18 protein-coding genes and 1 tRNA gene are annotated in these 23,079 nt (G+C 72.5%); 15 read left to right on the forward strand and 4 right to left on the reverse strand.

Features of this window, described 5'->3' with window-relative positions; genetic code table 11:
* Positions 1–2 precede the first annotated feature (2 nt).
* The 8 genes from traB (at position 3) to DNK56_RS07255 (ending at position 8,434) form a co-directional block, all read left to right on the forward strand.
* Positions 3–2,048, forward strand: a complete 2,046-nt coding sequence (gene traB, locus DNK56_RS07215; protein ID WP_241989794.1) for a plasmid transfer protein TraB — start codon at positions 3–5, stop codon at positions 2,046–2,048.
* 167 nt (positions 2,049–2,215) lie between these two features.
* A complete protein-coding gene (locus DNK56_RS07220; RefSeq protein ID WP_241989795.1) occupies positions 2,216–2,722 on the forward strand; it encodes a hypothetical protein in 507 nt (168 codons plus the stop codon).
* A gap of 48 nt (positions 2,723–2,770) precedes the next feature.
* Complete coding sequence (locus tag DNK56_RS35815) at positions 2,771–3,694, forward strand: exonuclease domain-containing protein (RefSeq protein ID WP_241989796.1); 924 nt, start codon at positions 2,771–2,773, stop codon at positions 3,692–3,694.
* 35 nt (positions 3,695–3,729) lie between these two features.
* Positions 3,730–3,951 (forward strand): hypothetical protein, encoded by a 222-nt coding sequence (locus DNK56_RS07235; RefSeq protein WP_111331550.1) that lies wholly within the window; start codon positions 3,730–3,732, stop codon positions 3,949–3,951.
* Between the two features lie 87 nt (positions 3,952–4,038).
* Complete coding sequence (locus DNK56_RS07240) at positions 4,039–4,905, forward strand: bifunctional DNA primase/polymerase (protein ID WP_111331552.1); 867 nt, start codon at positions 4,039–4,041, stop codon at positions 4,903–4,905.
* Positions 4,906–4,908: 3 nt separating this feature from the next.
* On the forward strand, positions 4,909–6,381 hold the full coding sequence (locus DNK56_RS07245; RefSeq protein WP_111331554.1) for an ATP-binding protein: 1,473 nt from the start codon (positions 4,909–4,911) through the stop codon (positions 6,379–6,381).
* Positions 6,382–6,839: 458 nt separating this feature from the next.
* A complete protein-coding gene (locus tag DNK56_RS07250) occupies positions 6,840–7,037 on the forward strand; it encodes a helix-turn-helix transcriptional regulator (RefSeq protein WP_111331556.1) in 198 nt (65 codons plus the stop codon).
* Entirely contained in the window at positions 7,037–8,434 is a 1,398-nt protein-coding gene (locus tag DNK56_RS07255) for a tyrosine-type recombinase/integrase (protein WP_111331558.1), read from the forward strand. The genes DNK56_RS07250 and DNK56_RS07255 overlap by 1 nt, the downstream gene beginning before the upstream one ends.
* Before the next feature lie 167 nt (positions 8,435–8,601).
* Here DNK56_RS07255 and DNK56_RS07260 read toward each other — a convergent pair.
* Positions 8,602–8,674: transfer RNA gene (locus tag DNK56_RS07260), tRNA-Arg, on the reverse strand.
* Positions 8,675–8,993: 319 nt separating this feature from the next.
* Here DNK56_RS07260 and DNK56_RS07265 point away from each other — a divergent pair.
* The 7 genes from DNK56_RS07265 (at position 8,994) to DNK56_RS07295 (ending at position 18,096) form a co-directional block, all read left to right on the forward strand.
* A complete protein-coding gene (locus DNK56_RS07265; RefSeq protein ID WP_111331560.1) occupies positions 8,994–10,646 on the forward strand; it encodes a dynamin family protein in 1,653 nt (550 codons plus the stop codon).
* Positions 10,643–12,580 carry a YfjP family GTPase gene (locus DNK56_RS07270; RefSeq protein WP_111331562.1) on the forward strand — a complete coding sequence of 646 codons (1,938 nt, stop codon included), beginning with the start codon at positions 10,643–10,645 and terminating at the stop codon, positions 12,578–12,580. Before DNK56_RS07265 ends, DNK56_RS07270 begins: the two co-directional genes overlap by 4 nt.
* Before the next feature lie 100 nt (positions 12,581–12,680).
* Entirely contained in the window at positions 12,681–13,322 is a 642-nt protein-coding gene (locus DNK56_RS07275; RefSeq protein ID WP_111331564.1) for a single-stranded DNA-binding protein, read from the forward strand.
* 255 nt (positions 13,323–13,577) lie between these two features.
* On the forward strand, positions 13,578–15,038 hold the full coding sequence (locus tag DNK56_RS07280) for a Cys-Gln thioester bond-forming surface protein (RefSeq protein ID WP_199563828.1): 1,461 nt from the start codon (positions 13,578–13,580) through the stop codon (positions 15,036–15,038).
* A gap of 258 nt (positions 15,039–15,296) precedes the next feature.
* Positions 15,297–16,961 carry an energy-dependent translational throttle protein EttA gene (ettA, locus tag DNK56_RS07285; RefSeq protein ID WP_111331568.1) on the forward strand — a complete coding sequence of 555 codons (1,665 nt, stop codon included), beginning with the start codon at positions 15,297–15,299 and terminating at the stop codon, positions 16,959–16,961.
* A 5-nt stretch (positions 16,962–16,966) separates the two neighbouring features.
* Positions 16,967–17,389 carry an acyl-CoA thioesterase gene (locus DNK56_RS07290; protein ID WP_158558538.1) on the forward strand — a complete coding sequence of 141 codons (423 nt, stop codon included), beginning with the start codon at positions 16,967–16,969 and terminating at the stop codon, positions 17,387–17,389.
* Positions 17,386–18,096 carry a hypothetical protein gene (locus DNK56_RS07295; protein ID WP_111331572.1) on the forward strand — a complete coding sequence of 237 codons (711 nt, stop codon included), beginning with the start codon at positions 17,386–17,388 and terminating at the stop codon, positions 18,094–18,096. Before DNK56_RS07290 ends, DNK56_RS07295 begins: the two co-directional genes overlap by 4 nt.
* 44 nt (positions 18,097–18,140) lie before the next feature.
* On the opposite strand, the gene DNK56_RS07300 is transcribed toward DNK56_RS07295, so the two are convergent.
* The 3 genes from DNK56_RS07300 to DNK56_RS07310 are packed head-to-tail and all read right to left on the reverse strand — an operon-like array spanning position 18,141 to position 23,078.
* Complete coding sequence (locus DNK56_RS07300; protein ID WP_111331574.1) at positions 18,141–19,190, reverse strand: DUF2804 domain-containing protein; 1,050 nt, start codon at positions 19,188–19,190, stop codon at positions 18,141–18,143.
* A gap of 43 nt (positions 19,191–19,233) precedes the next feature.
* The gene (locus DNK56_RS07305) at positions 19,234–20,268 is read right to left on the reverse strand and encodes an ABC transporter ATP-binding protein (RefSeq protein WP_241989797.1); all 1,035 of its coding nucleotides are present in this window, start codon (positions 20,266–20,268) and stop codon (positions 19,234–19,236) included.
* Entirely contained in the window at positions 20,265–23,078 is a 2,814-nt protein-coding gene (locus DNK56_RS07310) for an ABC transporter permease (RefSeq protein WP_111331576.1), read from the reverse strand. The genes DNK56_RS07305 and DNK56_RS07310 overlap by 4 nt, the downstream gene beginning before the upstream one ends.
* Position 23,079 lies beyond the last annotated feature (1 nt).

The following is a 23,079-nucleotide window of genomic DNA, read 5'->3' on the forward strand; positions in this document are numbered from 1 at the left end:
ACATGGCACGCAGAACACGTACCGCTGAACAGACCGGCGACGAGCTGCTGCTCCACGGAGGAGCACACCGCGCCTCCGCCTCCGGCAGAGGCGGCTGGCTGGTGGCCCAGGCCAAGCCGTACGCCGCGCCGTGGATCGTCACCGGGGGGACGGGCCTCGTCGGTGTCGGGGCGAACACTATGTGGGGCGGCTCCCCGTGGGCGGGAGTCGGGCTGACCCTCGCGTCGGTCGGGCTGACGGCCGCGACGTGGTGGGCGGGCAAGGCGACCGGCCCGCAGCGCCGTCTCCACTCCGCGATCACCGTGGCGGCCGGGGCGGGCTGGGTGACCGCAGCCGCCCTGTCCGGCCCGCTGTCCGGCCCGCTCCCGGACCTCTACCTGATGGGCGGCGCGTCGCTCGCGCTGTCCTGGAACATCCGCAAGGTCATGCGCTTCAACGACAGCGACACCTCCGCATCCGACTCCGACAAGGGGCTGCTGGAAAAGGTCGGGCTCGCCCGCACCAAGCTGAGGAACGTCAAGGTCGAGCCGAACCGGGTGACCGTGCCGTACGAGCTGCCCGCCGGTGAGCTGACCAACGACGACGTGGCCAAGGCCATCCCCCGGATCGCGTCCGCGCTCGACGTGCCGACCACCGCGATCCGCGTCCAGCACGACCCCGACAGCGCCAGGAAGGGCCAGTTCGTCATCGTGCCCGAGGACATGCTCAGGACCCCGACCATCTGGCCCGGCCCGTTCGCACCCGGGGAGTCGGTCGCCGTGCCGCTGCGGCTGGGCGTCTACGACGACGGCAGCGACCTGCTGCTGCCGCTGCTCGACGCGATCCACCTGCTCGTCATGGGGATGACCGGCTCCGGCAAGACCGAGGGCGCCCTGGACATCCTGCTGGAGATCCTGACCCGCACCGACGTGGCCGTGTGGCTCGCCGACGCGGCCAAGGCCGGGCAGGACTTCCAGCCTCTGGTCCCGGGGATGGACTGGGCCGCTCTCGACACCCCGGCGGCCGGGGCGATGGTCGCCGCCGTCCAGGCCGTCATCCCCGCCCGCACCACCTGGCTGCGGGACCACGGATACCGGGCCTGGGAACCCGCGGCCGCCAAGAAGCAGACCAGCCCCGCGCACTCCTGCGCAGCGTCCGGCGCCTGCGGGTGCCCCGGCATGCCCTACCTGCTCGCATGGTTCGAGGAAGCGGCCAAGCTCCTGCGGGAGCTGGGCGACGACGTGTTCACCGGCATCGCCCAGGAAGCCCGGTCGGCCGGGGTCTCCCTGGTCGTCTCCATGCAGCGCGCCTCCGGCTACCAGCTCTCCACCGACACCCGCGCCTCGCTTCCGGCGGCGATGTGTTTCGGGGTCAAGGGAGATGACGCCGGGTTCGCGCTCCCCGAGGAGGTCCTGGACGCGGGCGCCAACCCCGCCGCGTGGGGAAACAAGCGCAAGGGCTACGTCTACCTGGTGAGTTCCGGCGTCGACGAAGACCTGTACGCCAACCCCGCGAGGACGTTCTGGACCGGGCCCCCGGCCGAGGGCACCTACGAGCGGATGGCCCGCTACGTCGTCGAGCAGTTCGCCAGTGTCCGCGCCGGACTGGACCCGGTGACCGCGGCCGCCGCCGAGAAGGTCGCGGGCCAGATGTTCACCGGCCGTCGCGAGCGCGCGGCCGGGGCCCCGCTCCCGGCCGCCGCCCCGGCCCCGGCCGAGGTGGCCGAGGAACAGGCATCGGCCCAGGAGGTCGCCGCGCTCGTCGACACCGAGGACGCCGAGCTGGACGCGACGGCCGAACTCCCGCCCGCCGGCGGGACGTCCGCACTGCCCGACTCGAAGCCGTCGACCGAGCAGGCCCGTGAACTCCTTGACGAGATGGTGCGCATGCTCGCCTCCGTCGGCCCCGGCACCGTCGCCGTGAAGGACCTCTACCCCTACCTGAGCCAGATCGGCCGCGACCGCTCCTGGGTCTCCAAGGAGATGAAGCGCCTGTCCGAGGAAGGCCGCCTGGCCGCGACCGGCGAGCAGGGCGTCTACCGCCTCATCGCAACCCTCGCGGGCGTCTGACGGCCTCGCACACCTCCGCACACCCCGCACAGCCGCACAGCGCAAATCCCCACGTCACGCGGGGTGTGAATCGGCCCGCACACCGGCCCGCACACCCGATTCACACCCCGCCGCACAGGACCGCCCCACGCCCGGAGGCGGCCCGCACACACCCGCGAAGGCACCCCATGGACTCTCCCCGCCCCCGCCAGACTCCCTCCGCCAACCACCCCGCCCACCCGCTCCCGATGACCGACGCCGAAGCCGCCGCCGAAGCCAAGCGGATCATCACCAACGCCTACCAGCCCACCGCCTTCCACGACACCACCCCACTGCCCGCGTACGGGGCCACGCCCCCGGTCGCCCAGCCGGGACGCCCGCCCATGAGCCAGCGCGCCACGGACGCCAGCGCCCTGATGCTCTCCGGAAGCATCGCCTCGCTCTCCGTCGGCGGCGCGACCTCCCTCGTCCTCTACACCCTCGGCCAGGTCGACCCCGTCACCCTCACCGTGGGCGCGGCCGGACCCGTCGCCCTGATCCTCGCCGCCGGATCGCTGCTGCGCTCCGCCGGCCGCGCCAGGGCCGACGCGCACACCGAGCACCACCACCACTACCAGGGCCCCGTCCACCAGGACCAGCACACCGTCCACGCCACCACCCGCGGCATCTGGGCCAAGACCACCAACCAGCAATGAGCAGGGCCATCCCTGTTCACCCATGAAATTCCACTACTGGAGAGCCCCATGACTGCCCCTGAGACGCCCGCATGGTCCAACGGGCCGATGACCGCCCTGGACCTGGAAACCACCGGCATCGACCCGGAATCCGCCCGCATCGTGTCCGCCGCCCTCGTCTCCATCCAAGCCGCCAGCGAACCGTCCGCCCGTACGTGGCTGGTCGACCCCGGCATCGACATTCCCGCCGAGGCCGCCGCCGTCCACGGCATCACCACCGACCACGCCGTCAAGAACGGCCGGCCCCCCGCCGACGCGGTCGCCGAAATCGTCACCCAGGTCAGCCAGGCCCTGACAGCCGGACAGCCCCTGATCGTCTTCCGGGCCCCGTACGCCCTGACCGTCCTCGCCCGGGAAGCCGCCCGTGTCTTGAACGGGGTTCGTTGGCCCCAGGGGAACGGACCGAGTGGCCCCACCCCCTCGAACGGTCAGGCGACCGTTCACCCGGGGCCCGGACGGCCTCTTCTCGCTGGCTGCGCTTGTGCGCGGACCACCTCCAGCCCGCCGGTCGAACACCTGGCGGAGCCAACACAACTCGGCGGGGTGGGGCCAAAACTTCCCGGCGGAGACACCGCCCGCCACGCCGCCGCCTTCCCCACCGAGGTAGCACCGGTCATCGACCCCGCCGTGATCGACAAGCAGATCAACCGCTACCGGCCCGGCCGACGCACCCTCCCCGCACTGTGCGAGCACTACCAGGTCCGCCACGACGGCCCCAACCAGGCAGTGGAAGACGCGCTCGCCGTGGCCCGCCTGGCCTGGCGACTGCTCCGCGTCCGCCCCCAGCTCGCCGCCCTCGACCTGGCAACCCTTCACGCCCGCCAGCAGTCATGGGCCGCCGCACAGGCCCTCGGCCTGGAACGACACCTACGACGCACCGACCCCACCGCCACCGTCAACCCCGCCTGGCCCCTCCTCCCCACCACCCACTGAACCCCCTCCGCACCACCAGAGATCAGGAGAGTCCCGTGCCCCGCACACCCGCCCGCCGCACCCACGCCCCGGAGACGGAACCGGTCGAAATCCGGCTGATCGCCCGCGACGGCATCACCCAGCACCTCGCCGCCCAGATCGCCGCCGCCATCCCCGCCTGCACCGCCCCCCGCTTCTACCCCTCCCGCAAAACCCCCGGCCAGACCATCGCCTACCTCCGCGCCACACTCCCCACCCCACCCGCCATCAACCCCTGACAAAACAACGAGAGCGGCCCCCGTCCTACCAAGATCCGGGGCCGCTCTCGTCCACCAGCACTTCTCACAGAACTGGAGACACCCAGCATGACCCAACCCACCCTCGCCGGGCGAGCCCTCGGCCACCAGTCCACCCACCTGGCCACCGCCATGGACCTCGCCACGCGCGGCCTGCCGGTGCTGCCGCTGCGCGCAGGGAAGGTCCCGTTCGCGAACTGCCCTCACTGCCTGTACAGCAGGTGCGGCGGCCGGCCGAACATGAAGACGCCCGGCCCCTGCGCCTGCCCCCGCCCCTGCCACGCGTGGGCCGCCGCCACCACCGACCCCACCACCCTGGCCGGGCCGGGATGGGCGTCGGCGTGGCGGCAGGCTGGGGCGGTGGCCTACCACCCCGGCGGTGCCGGCCTGACCGTGGTCGACCTGGACGACGCCGACGCCCTCGCCTGGGCTCGCGCCACGCTCCCCGCCACCCGCACCGTGTCCACCACACGGGGTGAGCACTGGATCTACCAGGGCGCCATGCAGTCCGCGAACGCCGTCCGGCCTGGGGCCGACATCAAGTCCACGATGTCCTATGCCCGCTGGCTCGGACCCGGTACCGGCACCACGGCCATCCTGCCCGATGCGGTGCGGGCCTTGGTCGCCTCGAAGCCGTCTCCGGTCCGGCCCGTCACCGTGCCCGTACCGACCGGGGGCGGGGAGTGCCGCCACCGCACACCCGCCTTCCTGGAGCGCGGCATCACCATGGCCGAGCAGCAGATCACCGCAGCCGCGACCGCCGTGCACGCGACCGTGTACCGCACCTTCCTCGCTGTGCTGTCCACGCACGGCCGGTGCGGGTGCCTGACCGACGCCCACATGCAGCGCCTGTTTGCCGCCGCCCAGGCCAAGGGTGAGAGCGCCCGGCACTGTTCCGAGGCCTGGGCCAACGCCCTCGCCCGGCTGGGTATGTGAGCTGTGTCCGAGGACGAGAAGAACCCGGCCCGCGAGGTCATCACCGACTACGCGCAGGCTCACTTCCGCTACTTCCGCACCGTCGACGGCACCGTCTACGCCCAGCGCAACGGCCACCCCGTCGCCCGCCCCATCCGCTCCCAGGGCACCACCGGCAGCCACCGCCAGGAACTCATGGTCGGCCTCTACAAGGACGGCCTCGGCGTCTTCAACGGAACCGCCCTCAAGGAGGCACTCGACTTGATCGAAGCACTCGCGCTCACCGAGGACGTCCAGCCCGTCCACATCCGCGTCGCCCCCGGCTACGACGGCGCCACCTGGCTTGACCTCGGCCGCGACGACGGCCAGTCGGTCCGCATCCACCCCACCGGCTGGGACATCCTCACCCCGGACCCGCGCGAGGTGTGCTGGCGGCGCACCCAGCTCACCGGGGAGTTGCCGCTGCCGGTGAAGGACACGAACGGCAAGGGCGTCGACCTGCTCATGAGGCTCTGCAACTTCTCCGACGCCCGCGCCGAAAGCCTCGCCCTCGCATGGCTTGTCGGCTGCCTGGGCCCCGACGTCCCGGTTCCCGCGCCGTTCCTCACCGGCCCCCAGGGCGCGGGGAAGTCCACCGCCGGGAAAATGCTCGTGCGGATCATCGAAGGCATGAGCGGCGACCTCCGGCGGGCACCGAAGGACGAGGAGAACCTGATCACGGCCGTCGCCGCCGGGTGGGTCACCGGCCTGGACAACCTCTCCCACCTCGGCCCGGACCTGTCGGACCTGATGTGCTGCATCGTCACCGGCGCCGAGAACATCAAGCGCGCCCTGTTCACCGACGGCGACGTCGTACGGGCCCGCTACCGCCGGCCGATGCTCCTGACCGGCATCGACGTCGGCGTCATCCGCCCCGACCTCGCCGAACGCCTCCTCCCCCTGCGCCTGGAACGGCCGAGGGTGCGGCGCACGGAGGCGGAGCTGTGGGCCGAGTTCGCCCAGTCCCTGCCCGTCATCCTCGGCTCCATCCTCGACCTGGCCGTTGAGGTCCGCGCCGCACAGGCCGACATCCCGACCGACCTGCGGATGGCCGACTTTGCCCACCTGTGCGCACAGCTCGACACCGCCCGGAACTTCGGAGCCCTGGACGCCTACCGGGCGAGCCTGGACGACCTCAACGACGACGTCATCGAGGGCGACATCCTCGCCCAGACCGTCCTCAAGCGTGCCGCCGGGATCGAGCCCGGCACCGAGGCCCGGATGACGTCCGCCGAGTGGCTACATGGCCTGACCCAGCTCCACACCGACGAGGGGGAGTTCCGTCCCCTGCCCAAGGGCTGGCCCACCACCGGCAAGGTCCTCTCCGACCGGCTCAAGCGCCTCCAGCCCGTCCTCGCCTCCCGCGGCGTCCTCATCGACTGGGGGCGGAAGAACAGCGCCCGCTACATCGAGATGAGCCGCCCCAAGCTCGCGCAGGATGAGCAGCAGGCGTTCTGACCCGTGCCACGCGAGGCGGCCGCACAGGCAAGAAGAGCACGCCCGCGCGGGTGCTCCTCTTGCTGTTCGGCGGCTTGCCGCCGCCCAAGAGGTGTGCCGCTCTGCGGCTCCCCATTTACGCCTGAAGGCGCGCACACCCAACAGAACACAGGCTCCTCTTTTCCTAAGTAGGAGGACGCTGCGTCACCTGCGTCACCACGGCCCCGAAAACCGCTCCCGACCTGCACCGACAGGCGTGACGCAGAGACTAAATCTCTGCGTCACCGTTCGTCACCTGCGTCACCCCATGACGGACGACTCCGTCACCAGTGACACAGGCCGCTGCCTCTGCGTCACCAAAAAACCGCAGCTCAGACCCCATGAGTGACGCAGATGACGCAGTGACGCAGAAACCCGCGCCTCGGACAGACGCGGCCCCTGGGATCGGCTCCAAGTCTTTGCCCAAGGAGGGCACCTCGATGGCTGGCACGCCTAAGACCCGCACGATGCTCACCGTTCCCGAGCTGTGCACCGAACTTGGTATCACCCGATCCACCTTCTACGACTGGCGCCAGAAGCAGCGGGCGCCCCGCTGCATCAAGCTGCCGAACGGCGGACTCCGTGTACGCCGGATCGACCTTGAGATCTGGCTGAACGATCACGAGGACGCTGCTTGATGGACACGACGTACGACGTGAAGTTCTGGAAGACCTCTGTGTACGTGGGGAAGAAGAAGACCACGCACACAGTCCGGTGGCTGCTCGCGGGAGAGGAGTGGCGGAAGCCCTTCGCCACCGGCCCCCTCGCGGAGTCCTTCCGCTCCGGCCTACTGTCTGCCGCCCGCAAAGGAGAGGCGTTCAGCCTTTCGACTGGCCTTCCCATCTCACATATCTCACAGGCGGCCAGCGTGACGTGGTACGACTTCGCGGTCCAGTTCGTCGACCAGCTCTGGGAGCGCACGTCGGCGAACAACCGGAAGACCGTGGCAAAGGCGCTTACACCAGTCACGATTGCCCTCCTCCGCTCCCAGCCCACGGCGTTCAAAGGCGTTGATGTTCGCCGGGCTCTCCGGGAGTACGCCTTCAACACCCTCCGGCGGGACAAGGCCCCGCCGGAGGTCACCGTGATCCTGCGGTGGGTGCAGCGGAACTCGCTTCCCATGTCGGCCTGGGAGGACGACGACGCGGCAGAGACTGCGCTGCGTGCGGCCAGGACAAAGCTGGACGGCACACCCGTGGCAGCCAGTTCGGTCAGACGGACCAGGCGCGTACTCAACGTCCTTTTCGAGTACGCCATCAAGAAGAAGGTACTCAAGGGAAACCCGCTTCCGAAGGGCAAGGGCGCGAGCGCCACGGCGGCCAAGACATCCTCCGCCGTCGACAAGAGGTCGCTGCTCAACAGCGGCCAGGCTGCCGCACTGCTCAGGTGGATCCGCGAGCGGCCGAGGGGCGGCCAGCGGCTGCATACCTTCTTCGCCGCGATGTACTACGCCGGCGCCCGACCCGAGGAGGTGGTGGCAATCGATGTCGGAGACGTACGCCTGCCTGCTGCGGACACCGGCGATCAGTGGGGCGAGCTGGTACTCCACACAGCTCATCCCGAGGTCGGCAAACAGTGGACAGACACAGGGGAGGTCCGCGAGACACGCGGGCTCAAGGGGCGGGCCGCGGGGGACACCCGGACTGTTCCTTGCCGCCCCGCCCTGACGCGGATTCTCAGGGCCCACATCGAGAAGGAGGGGCTGAAACCCGGTGACTTGCTGATGCAGGGGGAGAAGGGCGGAGACCTCGCCGGGTCAGTGATTCGCCGAGCATGGCGGCGGGCCCGGAAGGAAGTGCTCACCGAGTACGAGTTCGGTACCCCGCTCGGGCGCCGCGTGTACGACCTTCGGCACACCTGCCTGACCGGCTGGCTCAATGCGGGTGTCCCGCCCGCGACCGTGGCCGAGTGGGCGGGCAACAGTGTCCCCGTCCTACTGGCCACGTACGCCCGTTGCATCGACGGCCAGCTTGACGACCTCAAGCAGCGGATCGAGCGGGCGGGGGAGCTGCCGGGCCCGGCGGCAGGGTCCTGAGAATTTCTCCGCGTATTCTCCGCAGCCACCCGGAGAAACCCGGAATCAGCCGGACACCGCCGGACGCGCCCAGACACGCTGAGGGGCGCGTCCGGCTTCTCCGGATCGCATGGAGAATGGCTCCTGACCAGCGAAAAGACCCTCCCGGAGGAGGGTCCTGCGGCGTGCGCCCCCGGCAGGACTCGAACCTGCGGCCAAGTGCTTAGAAGGCACCTGCTCTATCCACTGAGCTACGGGGGCCGGTGGTGGCTGCGGTGTTCCGGAGCTCCCTGGGACCCTGGTGGTCCGTGACCTTGCCGGGACAAGGATAGGGCTCCGATTGGCTGGACCTCGTTGCTTCACCTCCGTGGCACTATGTGGAGGTTCGGTGAAGCGAGACGATAATCGCAGGTGGGTACGGATCACGCACCGCTTTTGACGCTTCACGCCTCGGGTGTTGTGCACTCGTTATGCCTGCGTCCCACTCATCCCCTCTGTCCGGACGGGGGAACCGGCGCGCAGAAGTGGCTATACGCTTCAAAAGGGCGCCAAAATTGGGCATTCTTCGCATGTGGTGACCTTGGACGTACGGCCTCAGCTCATCGACGCACTCTCCGCCCTGCGCGACCGTGTCGCTGCCGTGCGTCTCCCACTGCCGCTCCCAGGAGCCGCCCGTGCCCGGCAGACCCGGATCGAGCTGCTCGCCCAGCTCGACGACTACCTGCTGCCCCGGCTGAAGGACCCCGAGGCGCCGCTGCTCGCGGTCATCGGGGGATCGACGGGCGCCGGCAAGTCGACACTCGTCAACTCGCTGGTGGGGCGCCGGGTCAGCGAGGCCGGAGTGCTCCGGCCCACCACCCGTACGCCCGTCCTCGTCTGCCACCCCGACGACCAGCACTGGTTCACAGGCGTACGGGTGCTGCCGCAGCTCACCCGGGTACGGCTGTCGCCCGAGGAGTACGCCGACCCCGGCCAGTGCGACGACCTCGACGGCCCCGACGGGAACGCCGCCGAGGAAGGCACCGCCCTGCGCATCGAGACCGCACCCGGGCTCCCGCGCGGGCTCGCCCTGCTCGACGCCCCCGACATCGACTCCCTCGTCGTACGCAACCGCGTCCTGGCCGCCGAACTCATCTGCGCCGCCGACATCTGGGTCATGGTCACCACGGCGTCCCGGTACGCCGACGCCGTGCCCTGGCACCTCCTGCGTACCGCCAAGGAGTACAACGCCTCGCTCGTCACCGTCCTCGACCGCGTCCCCCACCAGGTCATCGCCGAGGTCTCCCGGCAGTACGGCGCGCTCCTCACCAAGGCCGGGCTCGGCGAGGTGCCCCGGTTCACCATCCCCGAACTCCCCGAGTCCGCGGGCGGCGGCCGCGGCCTGCTGCCCACCACCGCCGTCGCCCCGCTGCGCGCCTGGCTCGCCCACCGCGTCCAGGACCCGGCGGCCCGTCAGCAGGCGGTCGGCCGGACCGCCGCCGGGGTCATCGACTCGCTGGACGTCCGCATGCCCGCCCTCGCCGGGGCCGTCGCCGCCCAGTACGCCGCCGCCGTACGGCTGACGGGCGTGGTCGAGGACGCGTACGGAAAGGAGAGCGCCCGGGTCCGCCGCCGGCTGAAGAACGGCGGCGCGCTCGCCGGCGACGCCCGGACCAGATGGCGCGGCTACCCCACGTACAGCACCTCCGAGGAAGTGCTCGACGCGCTCGTCGAGAGCCTGGCCGCGCTCCTGGAGTGCGCCGTCGCCGCCGCCGACGAGCAGATCCGTACCGTCTGGCGGCGCGAGCCCGCCGCCGCGGCCTTCGCCTACGAGGCGGCCGGCCGCGAGGAGGGCGGCTGGGGCCCGGCCGAGGACATCCGGGGCCGGATCGACATGACCGTACGCCGGTGGCGCCGCATCCTGGAGGAACTGGCCGAGGAGGAACTGCGCCTGATGGAGCGCAACACCGCCCCGGACCCCGAGACCGTTGCCGCACTCCTGGCCGCCGCCCTCCTCGGCGGGCGCCGCGCCCGCGCCGCGGGCGAGCAGCTCGCCGAACGCATGGGCGCCCAGGGCGCGCTGCGCCTGCGCGACAAGGGCGGCGCACTGCTCACCACCTACCTCGACCACGTCCTCAACGGCGAACGCGACCGGCGCCTCGCCCCCCTGGACGCCCTCGACGTGGCCCCCGAACCGCAGGCGGAACTGATTGCCGCGCTGTCCCTACTGCAGAAGGAGAGGTGGCAGCGATGACTGCCGTCACTGACGAGAATCCGGGACAGGGCCGGGACACGGTACGGGAATCGGGCCGGGAGCCGGGCCGCCCGGCCCGCGCGCGGCGGGAACAGGACGCGGCGGACCGCGGCCACGACCCCCGGCGCTCGGAGAGCGGCGGCTGGGACGACGGACTGATCGCCCGCCGCGCCCAGGAAGCGCGGAAGGAAGCCGTCCGGACCCCGGACGAGATCGTTCCGGAGGACGACGAGACCCGGCCCCAGGTCGAGGCGTACGTGGACTCCGGCAGCCCGCTGCGCCCCCGCCTGGACGCCCTGCGCGAACTCGTCGGGCTCTCCAGGGCGCGCCTGGACCGGGCCGCGCTCGCCGAGGCCGGCCGGGTGCTGGACGAGGCGGCGGCCCGACAGCGCCTCTCCTCCCGGCACACCGTCGTCGCCATCGCCGGCGCCAGCGGCAGCGGCAAATCGACCCTCTTCAACGCGCTCGCCGGTGCCCAGCTCTCCGAGACCGGCCTGCGCAGGCCCACCACCTCCTCCCCGCTCGCCTGCTCCTGGACCGACGGCGCCGCCGGACTGCTCGACCGGCTCGCCGTGCCCGGCAGGCTCCGCCGCAGGCCGCAGCCCGGCGCGGCGTCCGACGAGGCGCTGCAGGGCCTGGTCCTGGTGGACCTGCCCGACCACGACTCGGCGGCGAAGGGCCACCGCGACCAGGTGGACCGGGTGCTGGCGCTGGTCGACGCGGTGATCTGGGTGGTGGACCCGGAGAAGTACGCGGACGCCGCACTGCACGAGCGCTATCTGCGCCCGCTGGCCGGCCACGCCGAGGTGACCTTCGTCGTCCTCAACCAGATCGACCGGCTGCCGGGCGAGGCCGCCGACCAGGTCCTGGACGATCTGCGCCGACTGCTCGACGAGGACGGCATGGCCCTCGGCGAGCACGGCGACCCCGGCGCGACCGTGCTTCCGCTGTCCGCGCTCACCGGCGAGGGCGTCGGCGAGCTGCGCGAACTGCTGGGCAGGTTCGTCCAGGAACGCACGGCGGCCACCCGCCGTCTCTCCGCCGACGTGGACGCGGCGGCGGCCAGACTGCGCCCGGTGTACGTCGCCGAGGGGCGGGCGGGCCTGGGGGAGCGGGCGCGGGAGGAGTTCGCCGACCGCCTCGCGGAGGCCGTGGGCGCGGCGGCTGCGGGCCAGGCCGCCGAGCGCGAGTGGCGCCGCAACGCCGGACGGGCGTGCGGCACGCCGTGGCTGCGGCTGTGGCGCTGGTACGAGTCGACCCGGCAGCCCGGCGCCCGGGACCGGGTTCCGCTCGCCGCCCCGCCCGAGGAACGGCTCACGGCACGTCAGCGCGTCGAGCAGGCCGTGCGCACGGTGGCGGACGACGCCTCCGCCGGACTGCCCGGACCCTGGGCACAGGCGGTGCGCGAGGCCGCGGTGCACGGCGCGAAGGGGCTGCCGGACGCGCTGGACGAACTGGCGGGCCGTTCCTCGGGCGAGGCGACGGGCGCAGGCGGTACGGGCGGTACGGGCGGTACGGGCGGTGACGCGACGGGCGTACGCGGTACGGAGGGCCGGGCGGCCGGGAAGCCACCGCGTCCCGCCTGGTGGCCGGCGGCCGTGCTGGCCCAGGTCGCGATGACGCTGCTCCAGATCTTCGGCGGCCTGTGGCTGGCCGGCCAGATCATCGGCGTCCTGGAGCCGGGGCTGCTGACGCCCGCCCTGGTGATGCTGGCGGGCATCGTCGGCGGCCCGCTGGTGGAGTGGTCGTGCGCGGCGGCGGCCCGGGGGCCGGCCAGGCGGTACGGCCAGGAGGCCGAACGCCGGCTGCGCGAGGCGGCGGCGGCCTGCGGACGGGCCAGGGTGCTCGACCCGGTCGCGGCCGAGCTGGCGCGCTACCGCGAAGTGCGCGAACGCTACGTGGCGGTGACGGAGTTTTCCACAACGGTCCGTTAGCCCACAGCTCTCAGCGGGAATTCCGCCTCCCCTCCAGCATGGAATCGGTGACCGCGCGTACGGCGCGGTCGCGAAGTCCGGGCGAAGGGGAGGCGGAGTCATGAACGAGACCTGGGTGACGCTGGTGGGCAACGCGGCGACGGCGGTGGAGTTCCGGGAGACGGCGACCGGAGGGATGGCCCGGTTCCGGTTCGCCGTCACGCCCCGGAGGTGGGACCGGGCCAGGGAGGCGTGGGCGGACGGGCATACGAGCTTCTACACCGTGTGGGCGTGGCGGACGCTCGCGGCGAACCTGGCGGGATCGGTGTCGGTGGGGGAGCCGCTGGTGGTGCACGGCAGGCTGAAGGTGCGCGAGGAGGAAGTGGAGGGGCCGCGCCGGACGTTCGTGGACATCGAGGCGGTGGCGGTGGGCCACGATCTGACGCGGGGTACGGCGGCCTTCCGGCGGGCGCTGCGCAACGACCCGGCCCTGACCTCGCGGTTCGGCCCGGCGCCGGTCGCGGCGGGGGACGACCCGTGGGCGGTGCCGGAGGTTCCGGCGGTCCCGGCGGTCCCGGCCGCGCCGGAGGGGTCGGGCGAGACGTCCGGCGGGGAGCGGGCGGAGGGGCGCGTCGAGGACGGCTCGGAGGAGGGCGTGCGGGAGGGTGCGGCGGAGCGGCCCGCGGCCCGTAAACGGACGGTACGTCAGAGGGCCGCGGCCGCACCCCGGAAGAAGGAGCCCGACCTGGTGGCGGCGGAGTGAAGCGGCACGCGGGGGGCGTGGTGACCCGCCGGCGACCGGGCGATGACCAAGCGTGCCCGTGGCCGGTGGCCGCCCGGCGGCGGGAGTTACCGGGGATAACGATTGCGATTCGGAATGGTTGTCGGACGGTATGACGGGGGACTGTTCTTGGTCCGCTCCATAGGATCTCCCCGGACTCACAAAGAACTTGAGTAGCAGGCGGGACTATCCCCACACGCGTACCGGGCGCGAGGGTCTCGCCCGGAGGGGAAATAAGTGTTTTCTGCTTCTTCAGAGACCGTTTCGTCATCCGGTGCGGCGGGCCGCACCGGACGGCGCCGGGGCATATCCCGGCTCGCCGCGTCGGTGGCGGCGTCCGGCCTGGTCGTGGCCGGTGCCCTCGTCGGCGCGGGCAGCGCGGCCGCCGACGAGGTGCCCGCACACCAGGGCGGGGCCACCGCCGTGCTGGACGGGCTGGAGAGGCCCTATGGCACCGCGCTCCTGAAGGAGAACGGCAGGACCCGCAACGTGCCCGCAGGCCTGTTCAAGATGACGGTCGACGGCGGCGGCACACTCAAGACGTACTGCATCGACATCCACAACCCCACCCAGGACCGGGCGAAGTACCTGGAGACCCCCTGGAGCCAGACCTCGCTCGGCGGCAACAAAGACGCCGGTAAAATCCTCTGGATTCTGCAGCACTCCTACCCGCAGGTGAACGACCTCTCGGCACTGGCGAAGGCGGCCGGCACCGGGACGCTCACCGACAAGACCGCGGCGGCCGGTACCCAGGTCGCGATCTGGCGGTTCTCCGACCACGTCGACGTGGAGGCGGCCGACGAGCAGGCGGAGAAGCTGGCCGACTGGCTGGAGAAGTCCGCCACCGACACCCCCGAGCCCAAGGCGTCCCTGGCGCTCGACCCGATCGCGGTCTCCGGCCGCTCCGGTGAGCGGGTCGGCCCGGTCACCGTCCACACCAACGCCGGCCAGGCCACGGTGACCCCGCCGGCGGACCTCGCCAGCGGCGTCAAGGTCACCGACAAGGACGGCAAGCCCGTCACCACCGCGTCGGACGGCACCAAGCTCTACTTCGACGTGCCGGCGGCCTCCGAGGAGGGCAGCGCCTCGCTGACCGTCCAGGCGACCACCTCCGTCCCGGTCGGCCGCGCCTTCGCCGGGGTCACCAAGAGCCAGACCATGATCCTGGCCGGCTCCAGCGAGTCGACGGTCTCCGCGACCGCCACCGCCACCTGGGCGAAGCAGGGCCCGATCCCCACGGCCACCGCCGAGAAGAACTGTGACAAGGGCGGCGTCGACATCACCGTCGGCAACAAGGGCGACGAGGCGTTCACCTTCGAACTCGACGGCAAGGAGCACACCGTCGAGGCCGGCAAGACCACGACCGTGACGGTGCCCGTCGCCGAGGACCAGGCGTACGACATCACGGTCACCGGCCCCAACGGCTTCTCCAAGACCTTCAAGGGCGTCCTGGACTGCAAGACCACCAGCAGCGGCACGGGCGGCACCGACGGCACGGAGACCCAGACCGGCAGCGAGCCCACCCCGCCCGCGCCGACCACGGCCACGGCCGGCGGCAGCACCTCGGGCGGCACCGACCTCGCCGAGACCGGAAGCTCCAGCGCCACCCCGGTCATCGCGGGCGTCGCCATCGCCCTGGTCGTCGTCGGCGGCGGAGCGGTCCTGCTCCTGCGCCGCAAGCGCACCGCCAGTGAGTGACCAGCGGTGAGTGACCCGGGCTGAGCCCGGCGCCACACCCCCGCACGAAGGCCCCGACGAGCCACACAGGCCCGCCGGGGCCTTCGCACACCCGCCCCCGTGCCCCGACCGTCCTCCGAGCCGGTCCCGCCCGTACCCCGGCCCCGTACCGAGAGCCGGGATCGCACGTATCGCGCACCGGACCGGTTTCCGTCAAGAGGCGGCCGTCAGGCAAGATGGGGTGTATCTGCCCACACATCGATTGCCGGACGGTTTCTCTTGGCTGAGTTCATCTACACCATGCGCAAGACGCGCAAGGCGCACGGCGACAAGGTGATCCTCGATGACGTCACCCTGAACTTCCTGCCCGGCGCGAAGATCGGTGTCGTGGGGCCCAACGGCGCCGGTAAGTCCACGGTGCTGAAGATCATGGCGGGCCTGGAGCAGCCGTCCAACGGTGACGCGTTCCTGTCGCCCGGCTTCAGCGTCGGCATCCTCATGCAGGAGCCGGAGCTGGACGAGAGCAAGACGGTCCTGGAGAACGTGCAGGACGGCGCCGCCGAGATCATGGGCAAGCTCAAGCGGTTCAACGAGGTCGCCGAGCTCATGGCGACCGACTACTCCGACGCGCTCATGGACGAGATGGGCAAGCTCCAGGAGGACCTGGACCACGCCAACGCGTGGGACCTGGACGCCCAGCTGGAGCAGGCCATGGACGCCCTGGGCTGCCCGCCCGGCGACTGGCCCGTCGTCAACCTCTCCGGTGGCGAGAAGCGCCGCGTCGCGCTCTGCAAGCTGCTCATCGAGGCGCCCGACCTGCTGCTGCTCGACGAGCCCACCAACCACCTCGACGCCGAGTCGGTGAACTGGCTGGAGCAGCACCTCTCCAAGTACGCGGGCGCCGTGGTCGCCGTCACCCACGACCGCTACTTCCTCAACAACGTCGCCGAGTGGATTCTCGAACTGGACCGCGGCCGCGCGCTCCCGTACGAGGGCAACTACTCCACGTACCTCGACAAGAAGGCCGCCCGCCTCAAGGTCGAGGGCCGCAAGGACGAGAAGCGCCAGAAGCGGCTCAAGGAAGAGCTGGAGTGGGTGCGGTCCAACGCCAAGGGCCGGCAGACCAAGTCCAAGGCCCGTCTCGCCCGGTACGAGGAGATGGCGGCCGAGGCCGACAAGATGCGGAAGCTGGACTTCGAGGAGATCCAGATCCCGCCGGGGCCGCGCCTCGGGTCCATCGTCGTCGAGGTCGAGCACCTGTCGAAGGCGTTCGGCGACAAGGTCCTCATCGACGACCTGTCGTTCACGCTGCCGCGCAACGGCATCGTCGGCGTCATCGGCCCGAACGGCGCCGGCAAGACCACGCTCTTCAAGATGATCCAGGGCCTGGAGACGCCGGACAGCGGCTCCATCAAGGTCGGCGAGACCGTCAAGATCAGCTACGTCGACCAGTCCCGCGCCAACATCGACCCGAAGAAGACCCTCTGGGCCGTCGTCTCGGACGAGCTGGACTACATCAACGTCGGCCAGGTCGAGATGCCCTCGCGGGCGTACGTGTCCGCGTTCGGCTTCAAGGGCCCGGACCAGCAGAAGCCGGCCGGGGTCCTCTCCGGTGGTGAGCGCAACCGCCTCAACCTGGCGCTGACGCTCAAGGAGGGCGGCAACCTGCTGCTCCTCGACGAGCCCACCAACGACCTCGACGTCGAGACCCTGTCCTCGCTGGAGAACGCCCTGCTGGAGTTCCCCGGCGCGGCCGTCGTCATCTCCCACGACCGCTGGTTCCTGGACCGCGTCGCCACGCACATCCTGGCGTACGAGGGCGAGTCCAAGTGGTACTGGTTCGAGGGCAACTTCGAGTCGTACGAGAAGAACAAGATCGACCGGCTCGGCGCCGACGCGGCCCGCCCGCACCGCGCCACGTACAAGAAGCTCACGCGAGGCTGATCGTCTTGGCTCGTCACATCTACAGCTGCCCACTGCGCTGGTCGGACATGGACGCCTTCGGCCACGTCAACAACGTGGTCTTCCTCCGCTATCTGGAGGAGGCGCGCATCGACTTCATGTTCCGGCTGGCGCCGGGGGACGGCTCGCCGTCCTTCGCGGGCGGCTCCGTCGTGGCGCGGCACGAGATCGACTACCTGCGGCCCCTGGTCCACCGGCACCGTCCGGTGACCGTCGAGTCCTGGGTCACGAAGATCGGCGCCGCGTCGCTGACGATCGCCTACGAGATCAAGGACCCGGAACAGGTCTACGTACGGGCGTCCACCGTCGTCGTCCCCTACGACCTGGCCGAGGGGCGCCCCCGGCGGATCTCCCCGGAGGAGAAGCTGTTCCTCCAGGAGTACCTCGCGGAGGAGCCCGCCGCGGTATGACCGTGTCCGTACAGCCGCTTCGGTTCGCCGACGCGAGGGAGGCCGCGGATCTCGCGGCCTTCCTCGGCCGGCTGCTCCACTACGACCGTGCCGCCGCCGTACGCCTCCAGGCGGGCGGCGGCGCGCTCGCCGTGTTCGGCCGGCCGCCCTCCTTCGAGGTGCTCGCCATCCGAGCCGTACGGCTGGCCGAGGCCCAGGAGTTCGACACCACCGTGTCGGCCGGCGACCTCCTGGAGGCCCTGCCCGCCGAGGACGCCGAAGGACCGGGCCCCGGAAAACCCGACGCGGGCGCCCTGCCCGCCCCGGTCACCGGACCGCCCTGGGCCGGTGTCCTGCCGCCCCGCCGAGGCTGGCGGGAACAGGGCGGGCTGCCCGACCCCGTCGCCCTGCGCACCGCGCTCACCGCCGCCGTCCAGGAGTTCCGGACCCGCGACGAAGCGCTGCCCGAGGACCGGCGCACCCGCGCCGAGCGCGACCGCATCGGCCACGAGATCTGGTCGCGCACCGTCGCCGGCACCGGGCTCCCGCTGCGCGCGGTGCACGCCGCGCAGTCCCTCGGCTTCCTGCGCGCCGCCCCCGATTTCCCGGTCGCCCTCCTGGCGGCCGGCAGCTGGCTGCGCCTGCGCACCCCGTACGGCTCCGTCGCCCTGCGCCGGGCGGACGCGGCGGGCGGCCTGGGCAACCTCGCGGTCTCCGTACGCGGCTGACCCGTACCGCGCACCCCGGTGGGCCCGGCCGCCCGCCGCCCCGGTCACCACCGCATGTGTACGTCCTCCGCCCAGCCCAGCAGGCGCTTCACCGCGATCTCCGCGCCGTCGTCGGTGCGGACGCGGCCGTCGTAGTGGCCGAAGCACTGATCGGTGCGGTTGACGATCAGGCCCGCCTCGGTGCGGGCGCGCCGGTTGTGGAACGGGGTGAACGTGAGGTCCACCTGCCCGGTCACCGGGGTGCGGATCGTCCACGGCGCGAGCAGGTCGGAAGGCGACCAGCGCCAGTCCAGCTCCTCGCCGATCTTGCTCAGCCGGCCGTCCACGCACAGCGCGTTCTCCGTGGAGCCGGTGCCCAGCGTCCAGCGCCCGCCGAGCTGGAGGCCCACCGTACGGCCGTCCGTCCGGCCGGACGCGGCGCCCCAGTTCCAGTCGACCGTACGCGGCCAGCGGCCCCGGCCGTGGTCCAGGACGGCCCAGGTGTCCTCGCCGTCGAAGTCCAGGTACTCCCCGCCCACCCGGACCCGGCCGGACGCGGGCAGCGCGGTCTGCTTGGAGGTGTACTGGAAGCGCCGGCTGTCCCACGGCACGACGACGGAGAGCGATTCGTGGTCCGCCGGGCGGGCGACCAGCAGGTCCACCTCCACCGGCACCCGCTCCGGGGTCAGACAGCGCGCCCGCAGCCGGGTCCCGCCGGGCTCGTCGCGGATCTCCACGCGCACCTTGCCGCCGGTCGGGCGGGCCGGTCCCGTCACCACGTCCGGGGCGCCGGGCGAGCCGGCCACCGTGTCGGGCAGGCTCACGCCCACACCGCCGGGGATGACCGCCGTGCGCTCGAACTCCAGCCCGCCGGGCGCGTGCTCCAGCAGATAGACGCTGTTCAGGGCCAGGAAGTCCAGATCGCTGACGGTCAGCGCCACCAGATGGGTCGGCGTCGTCACGCACCAGTACTCCCAGCGCTTCGTCCGGCCCCAGCCGCGCAGATTGGCGCGGTGCAGCGGCACCCGCGACCAGCCGACCGCCGACGGGTCGAGGCGCCCGTCGGGCAGACAGAGGTCGACCGGCTCGGTGATCTCGCGTTCGAACGTCGTCATGGCCCGGATACTAACGGCCGGTCAGCGGGCGCCCGAGCGGCGGCTACGCGGTGCCGGCGTCCGTGTCCGCACCCGCGTCCGTGTCCGCACCGGCGTCCTTACCCGCGTCCGCGTTCGCGCCCGGAGTCGCGCCGTCCGGCCAGACGCCGATGTGGTCCCGCTCCAGCTCCAGCATCACCCGGTGCTCCATGCCCAGCGCCTCGGTGTAGTCGGCGGGCAGCTGCAGCCGGCCCGCGCGGTCCAGCATCGCGTACTCGCGGGCCACCTGGGACTCCTGGCCGGTCGCCGCGTCCACCTCCGTACGGCGCAGCACCTCGAAGGACGTCCGGCCGTCGCGGATCGCGACCGTACGCCGCACCTCACTGGCCACCGCCTGGTCGTGGGTGACGATCACGATCGTGGTGCCCAGCTCCTCGTTGGCGCGGCGGAACGCGGCGAAGACCTGCTCGCCGGTGGCCGAGTCCAGCTCACCGGTCGGCTCGTCGGCGAGCAGCACCGAGGGGGAGTTGGCGAGCGAGACGGCGATCGCCACCCGCTGCTGCTGGCCGCCCGACATCTGCTGCGGGCGCTTGTCCCGGCAGTCGTCGACCTCCAGCATCCTCAGCAGCGTCTCGGCGCGCGCCGCCCGCTCGCGGGCCCGGCCGCGCCCGCGCAGCTGCATGGGCAGGGTGACGTTCTGGATCGCCGTCAGATACGGCAGGAGGTTGCGGGCGGTCTGCTGCCAGACGAAGCCGACGACGTCCCGGCGGTAGCGCAGCCGTTCCTTCTGCCCCATGTTCAGCAGGTCGCAGCCCGCCACCTTGGCCGCTCCGGCCGTGGGCTCGTCCAGGCCCGCCAGGATGTTCATCAGCGTGGACTTGCCGCTGCCGGACGCGCCGACCAGGGCCAGCAGCTCGCCCTCCTCGACCAGCAGGTCGAGCCCCTGGAGGGCCTGCACCTCGACCCCGTCCGTGGTGAAGATGCGCACCAGACGGTCGCAGGCGATCAGCGCGTCGTGCCCGTAGGAGGGCCGGTCGCGCCGGGCGGTGGCCCGCTGTTCGAGCTCCGCCAGCGTGGAATCGGTCGACGGCGTCGTCATCGGGAGTCTCCTGCCCTGAGTTCGGTGATCGATCCGCGGCGGCCGGTCCACCAGGCCTGCACACCGGCCACCGCGGCGGCGAGGACGATCACGCCCACCGCCGGCAGGACCAGCGACCACGGGTCGGTCCGCAGCGGTGCGCCGGCCAGTACGCCGGAGCCGGGGCCGGTCGAGAGCGCGAGGTGCACCAGGTCGATGCCGGGCGCGAGCAGGGCGATGGTCGCCCGGCCCACGAGCAGCCCGCCCACGGCGGCGAGCACCGCCTGCGGCATGGCCTCGAAGCCGAGGAGCCGCCCGCCCTGCCGGGAGGTGAGGCCCATGGTCCGCAGCCGGGCCAGCAGTGTGGTGCGCTCCGGCGCGGTCTGGAGCAGCGACAGCAGGACGGCGAGCAGGGCGTATCCGGCGCCGGCCGCGATGGCCGCCAGATAGATCCGCTCGGCGCCGTTCTGCATCGGGGTGTCCACGTACGCCTCGCGCGTCTCGGAGCGCAGTTGTACGGAGAAGTGCTCGCCCGCCTCGCCGGCGGCGGCCCGCAGCGCCTCGGCGTCCAGGTGTCCGCCGGTGAGCAGCAGCACGGTGGTCTGTCGGTGGGTGAGCGCGGAGGCGTCCACGATCATGAAGGAGGAGCCGGTGATCGCCGGGGTGCGCGCCACCGTGCCGGCCACCTTCACCTTGAAGTCACCGGCCACGGACTCCAGGTCGCGCGGCCGGTCACCGAGGCGTTCGGCGACGGACGGCGAGGCGATCACGGGCACCACCCGGTCCCGCGAGGCCGGTTCGCCCTGCGCGGGCCGGGCGCCGGTGGCCTTCAGCGGGCCGGCCGGGAAGGAGCCGAGCCCGAGGCCGCGCGCCAGCTCCGCGTACGCCTCCGGATCGACGCCGATCAGCGTGGCGCCCTTGGCGTCCTCGACCCCGCTCCCGGCGGGCGGCAGGGCGACCCCGTACTCGATCTGGACCCGTACCGCCCGGCGCACGCCGTCCGCCTTCCCGGCGGCCCGGATCAGCTCGGCGGGCAGCGGTACGGCGTCGCCCTGGCCGCTGATCCGGGCGTCGGCGCCGGTGGCCAGGACGGCCGCGTCGTCGCGCGCGTCGGCGACCCCGGCCAGCACGGACCCGCCGAACGCGGCCGTGGTCAGCGCGACCAGCAGGGCGAGCAGCGGCAGCGTGCCGGCGGCGGACGAGCGCCCGGCGCGGGCCAGGGCGAGGAAGCCGACCGCGCCGCGCAGCCGGGAGACGGAACGCAGCGCGAGCCGCAGCGGCAGCGGATAGAGCCGCACCAGGACCACGGCCGCGATCAGCGCGACCAGCACGGGCGCGGCGCTGACCAGCAGATCGGTGCCGCCCTCCGCGTCCGTGCCGCGCCTGCGCAGCGCGACGACGGCGCCCGCGGCCAGCACCAGCAGGGTCAGCTCGGCGACGGTGCGCCGCCGGGACGGGCGGGCGGTCGCGAGGTCGTCGCGCTCCCCGTGCGCCCGGTGCCTGCGGTGCAGCAGGGCCGTGCGCAGCGGGAGCGCCACGCAGACCAGGGCGACGACCGCGCCCGCGGCCAGGGCGGCCGGGCCGAACCGGGCCTCGTCCACCGTGAGGACCGCGAGCAGCAGCCCCAGCGCGCCGGCCGGTACGGCGAGCACCGCGGTCTCGGCAAGGAGCCGGCCGCCGATGCCGGTGAGGGAGGCGCCGCGGGCGCGCAGCAGGGACAGCTCGGCGCGCCTGCGGGCCGCGATCAGGCCGCCCGTCATCAGCAGGACGACGGCGGCCACGGCCCCGATGCCGACGGCGGCGACGGCGACGACCGGCTGGATCGCGGTGCGCATGCCGTCGTAGCCGGCCAGGACCTCGTCCAGGTCGGTGGTGACGGTGGCGGTGTCCCCGGCCACCTGGCGCACCGAGAGCAGTCCGGGGCCGCCCTCCAGCGAGGCGATCGCCGTACGCAGCCGGGACACGTCACGGGCGCTCAGGGCGGAGCCGTCCGGCGCCAGCCGCCAGTACACCTCGGGCTGCGCGGTCGTGGCGAGCAGGGCCGGGGCGGCGTCCGGCGGCAGCAGCAGCGCGGCCGTCCAGTAGTAGAGGGGGGAGCCCTTGCCCCGGGTGGGGACGAGGGACGGGGTGCGCAGCAGCTCCTCGGTGGACCAGTAGGACGCCTCGGGCCGCTTCGGGGTGACGATGCCGGTGACGCGTACGGTCAGGGTCCCGCCGCCCCGCGTCGGCACGGCGACGGTCGCCCCGGCCTCGATGTGCAGGGCCTTCGCGGTGGCCTCGGTGACGGCGCCCTCGACCTCGCGGGTCTTCATCGTCACCTTGCCGTCGACCTCGGGCCAGGCGCCGGTGCGCAGGGTGGCGTGGTCGGCGAGCCCGGCCTGGGTGACGTAGGTGAGCTGCGGGTCGAGGCCGTAGGGGCGGGGGAACCAGCTCTCCGAGCCGGCGATCGAGCCGGTGGTCCGCAGCCCGTACGCGGACTGCTCGGGGTCGGCCCGTACCGGGTCGGGCAGCCGGGCCATGACGTCGCGCCGCACGGCCCCCAGGGTGGTCCCGCGCACCGCGTTCTCGCGCACCTCGACGGGCAGTTCGAGGCCGGGTTGCGGGCTGCTGATCTCCAGGACGCCGCGCCGGGGCTCGACGGCGCCGAGGTCGTGGCGCAGCCCCTGCCCCTCGTAGCGGTCCACGGACCGGGGGAAGGCGGCGGCCAGGAACGCGGTGACCAGCACCAGCAGGGCGAACGCGAGGGAGGCGCCGGGCGCGGTCCGCAGTCGGGTGCGCACCCAGGGGGCGCCGGCGGCCGCCGCGCGGGGGGTTCTCGTACGCGGGCTCATG

Origin of the sequence: Streptomyces sp. AC1-42W (assembly GCF_003248355.1) — a bacterium.
Lineage (GTDB): Bacteria > Actinomycetota > Actinomycetes > Streptomycetales > Streptomycetaceae > Streptomyces.

Bases quoted from the DNA above. Each gene is read 5' to 3' on its own strand.
- traB (WP_241989794.1), top strand. From the start codon at position 3: ATGGCACGCAGAACACGTACCGCTGAACAGACCGGCGACGAGCTGCTG.
- DNK56_RS07220 (WP_241989795.1), top strand. From the start codon at position 2,216: ATGGACTCTCCCCGCCCCCGCCAGACTCCCTCCGCCAACCACCCCGCC.
- DNK56_RS35815 (WP_241989796.1), top strand. From the start codon at position 2,771: ATGACTGCCCCTGAGACGCCCGCATGGTCCAACGGGCCGATGACCGCC.
- DNK56_RS07240 (WP_111331552.1), top strand. From the start codon at position 4,039: ATGACCCAACCCACCCTCGCCGGGCGAGCCCTCGGCCACCAGTCCACC.
- DNK56_RS07250 (WP_111331556.1), top strand. From the start codon at position 6,840: ATGGCTGGCACGCCTAAGACCCGCACGATGCTCACCGTTCCCGAGCTG.
- DNK56_RS07255 (WP_111331558.1), top strand. From the start codon at position 7,037: ATGGACACGACGTACGACGTGAAGTTCTGGAAGACCTCTGTGTACGTG.
- DNK56_RS07270 (WP_111331562.1), top strand. From the start codon at position 10,643: ATGACTGCCGTCACTGACGAGAATCCGGGACAGGGCCGGGACACGGTA.
- DNK56_RS07275 (WP_111331564.1), top strand. From the start codon at position 12,681: ATGAACGAGACCTGGGTGACGCTGGTGGGCAACGCGGCGACGGCGGTG.
- DNK56_RS07295 (WP_111331572.1), top strand. From the start codon at position 17,386: ATGACCGTGTCCGTACAGCCGCTTCGGTTCGCCGACGCGAGGGAGGCC.
- DNK56_RS07300 (WP_111331574.1), bottom strand. From the start codon at position 19,190: ATGACGACGTTCGAACGCGAGATCACCGAGCCGGTCGACCTCTGTCTG.
- DNK56_RS07305 (WP_241989797.1), bottom strand. From the start codon at position 20,268: ATGACGACGCCGTCGACCGATTCCACGCTGGCGGAGCTCGAACAGCGG.
- DNK56_RS07310 (WP_111331576.1), bottom strand. From the start codon at position 23,078: ATGAGCCCGCGTACGAGAACCCCCCGCGCGGCGGCCGCCGGCGCCCCC.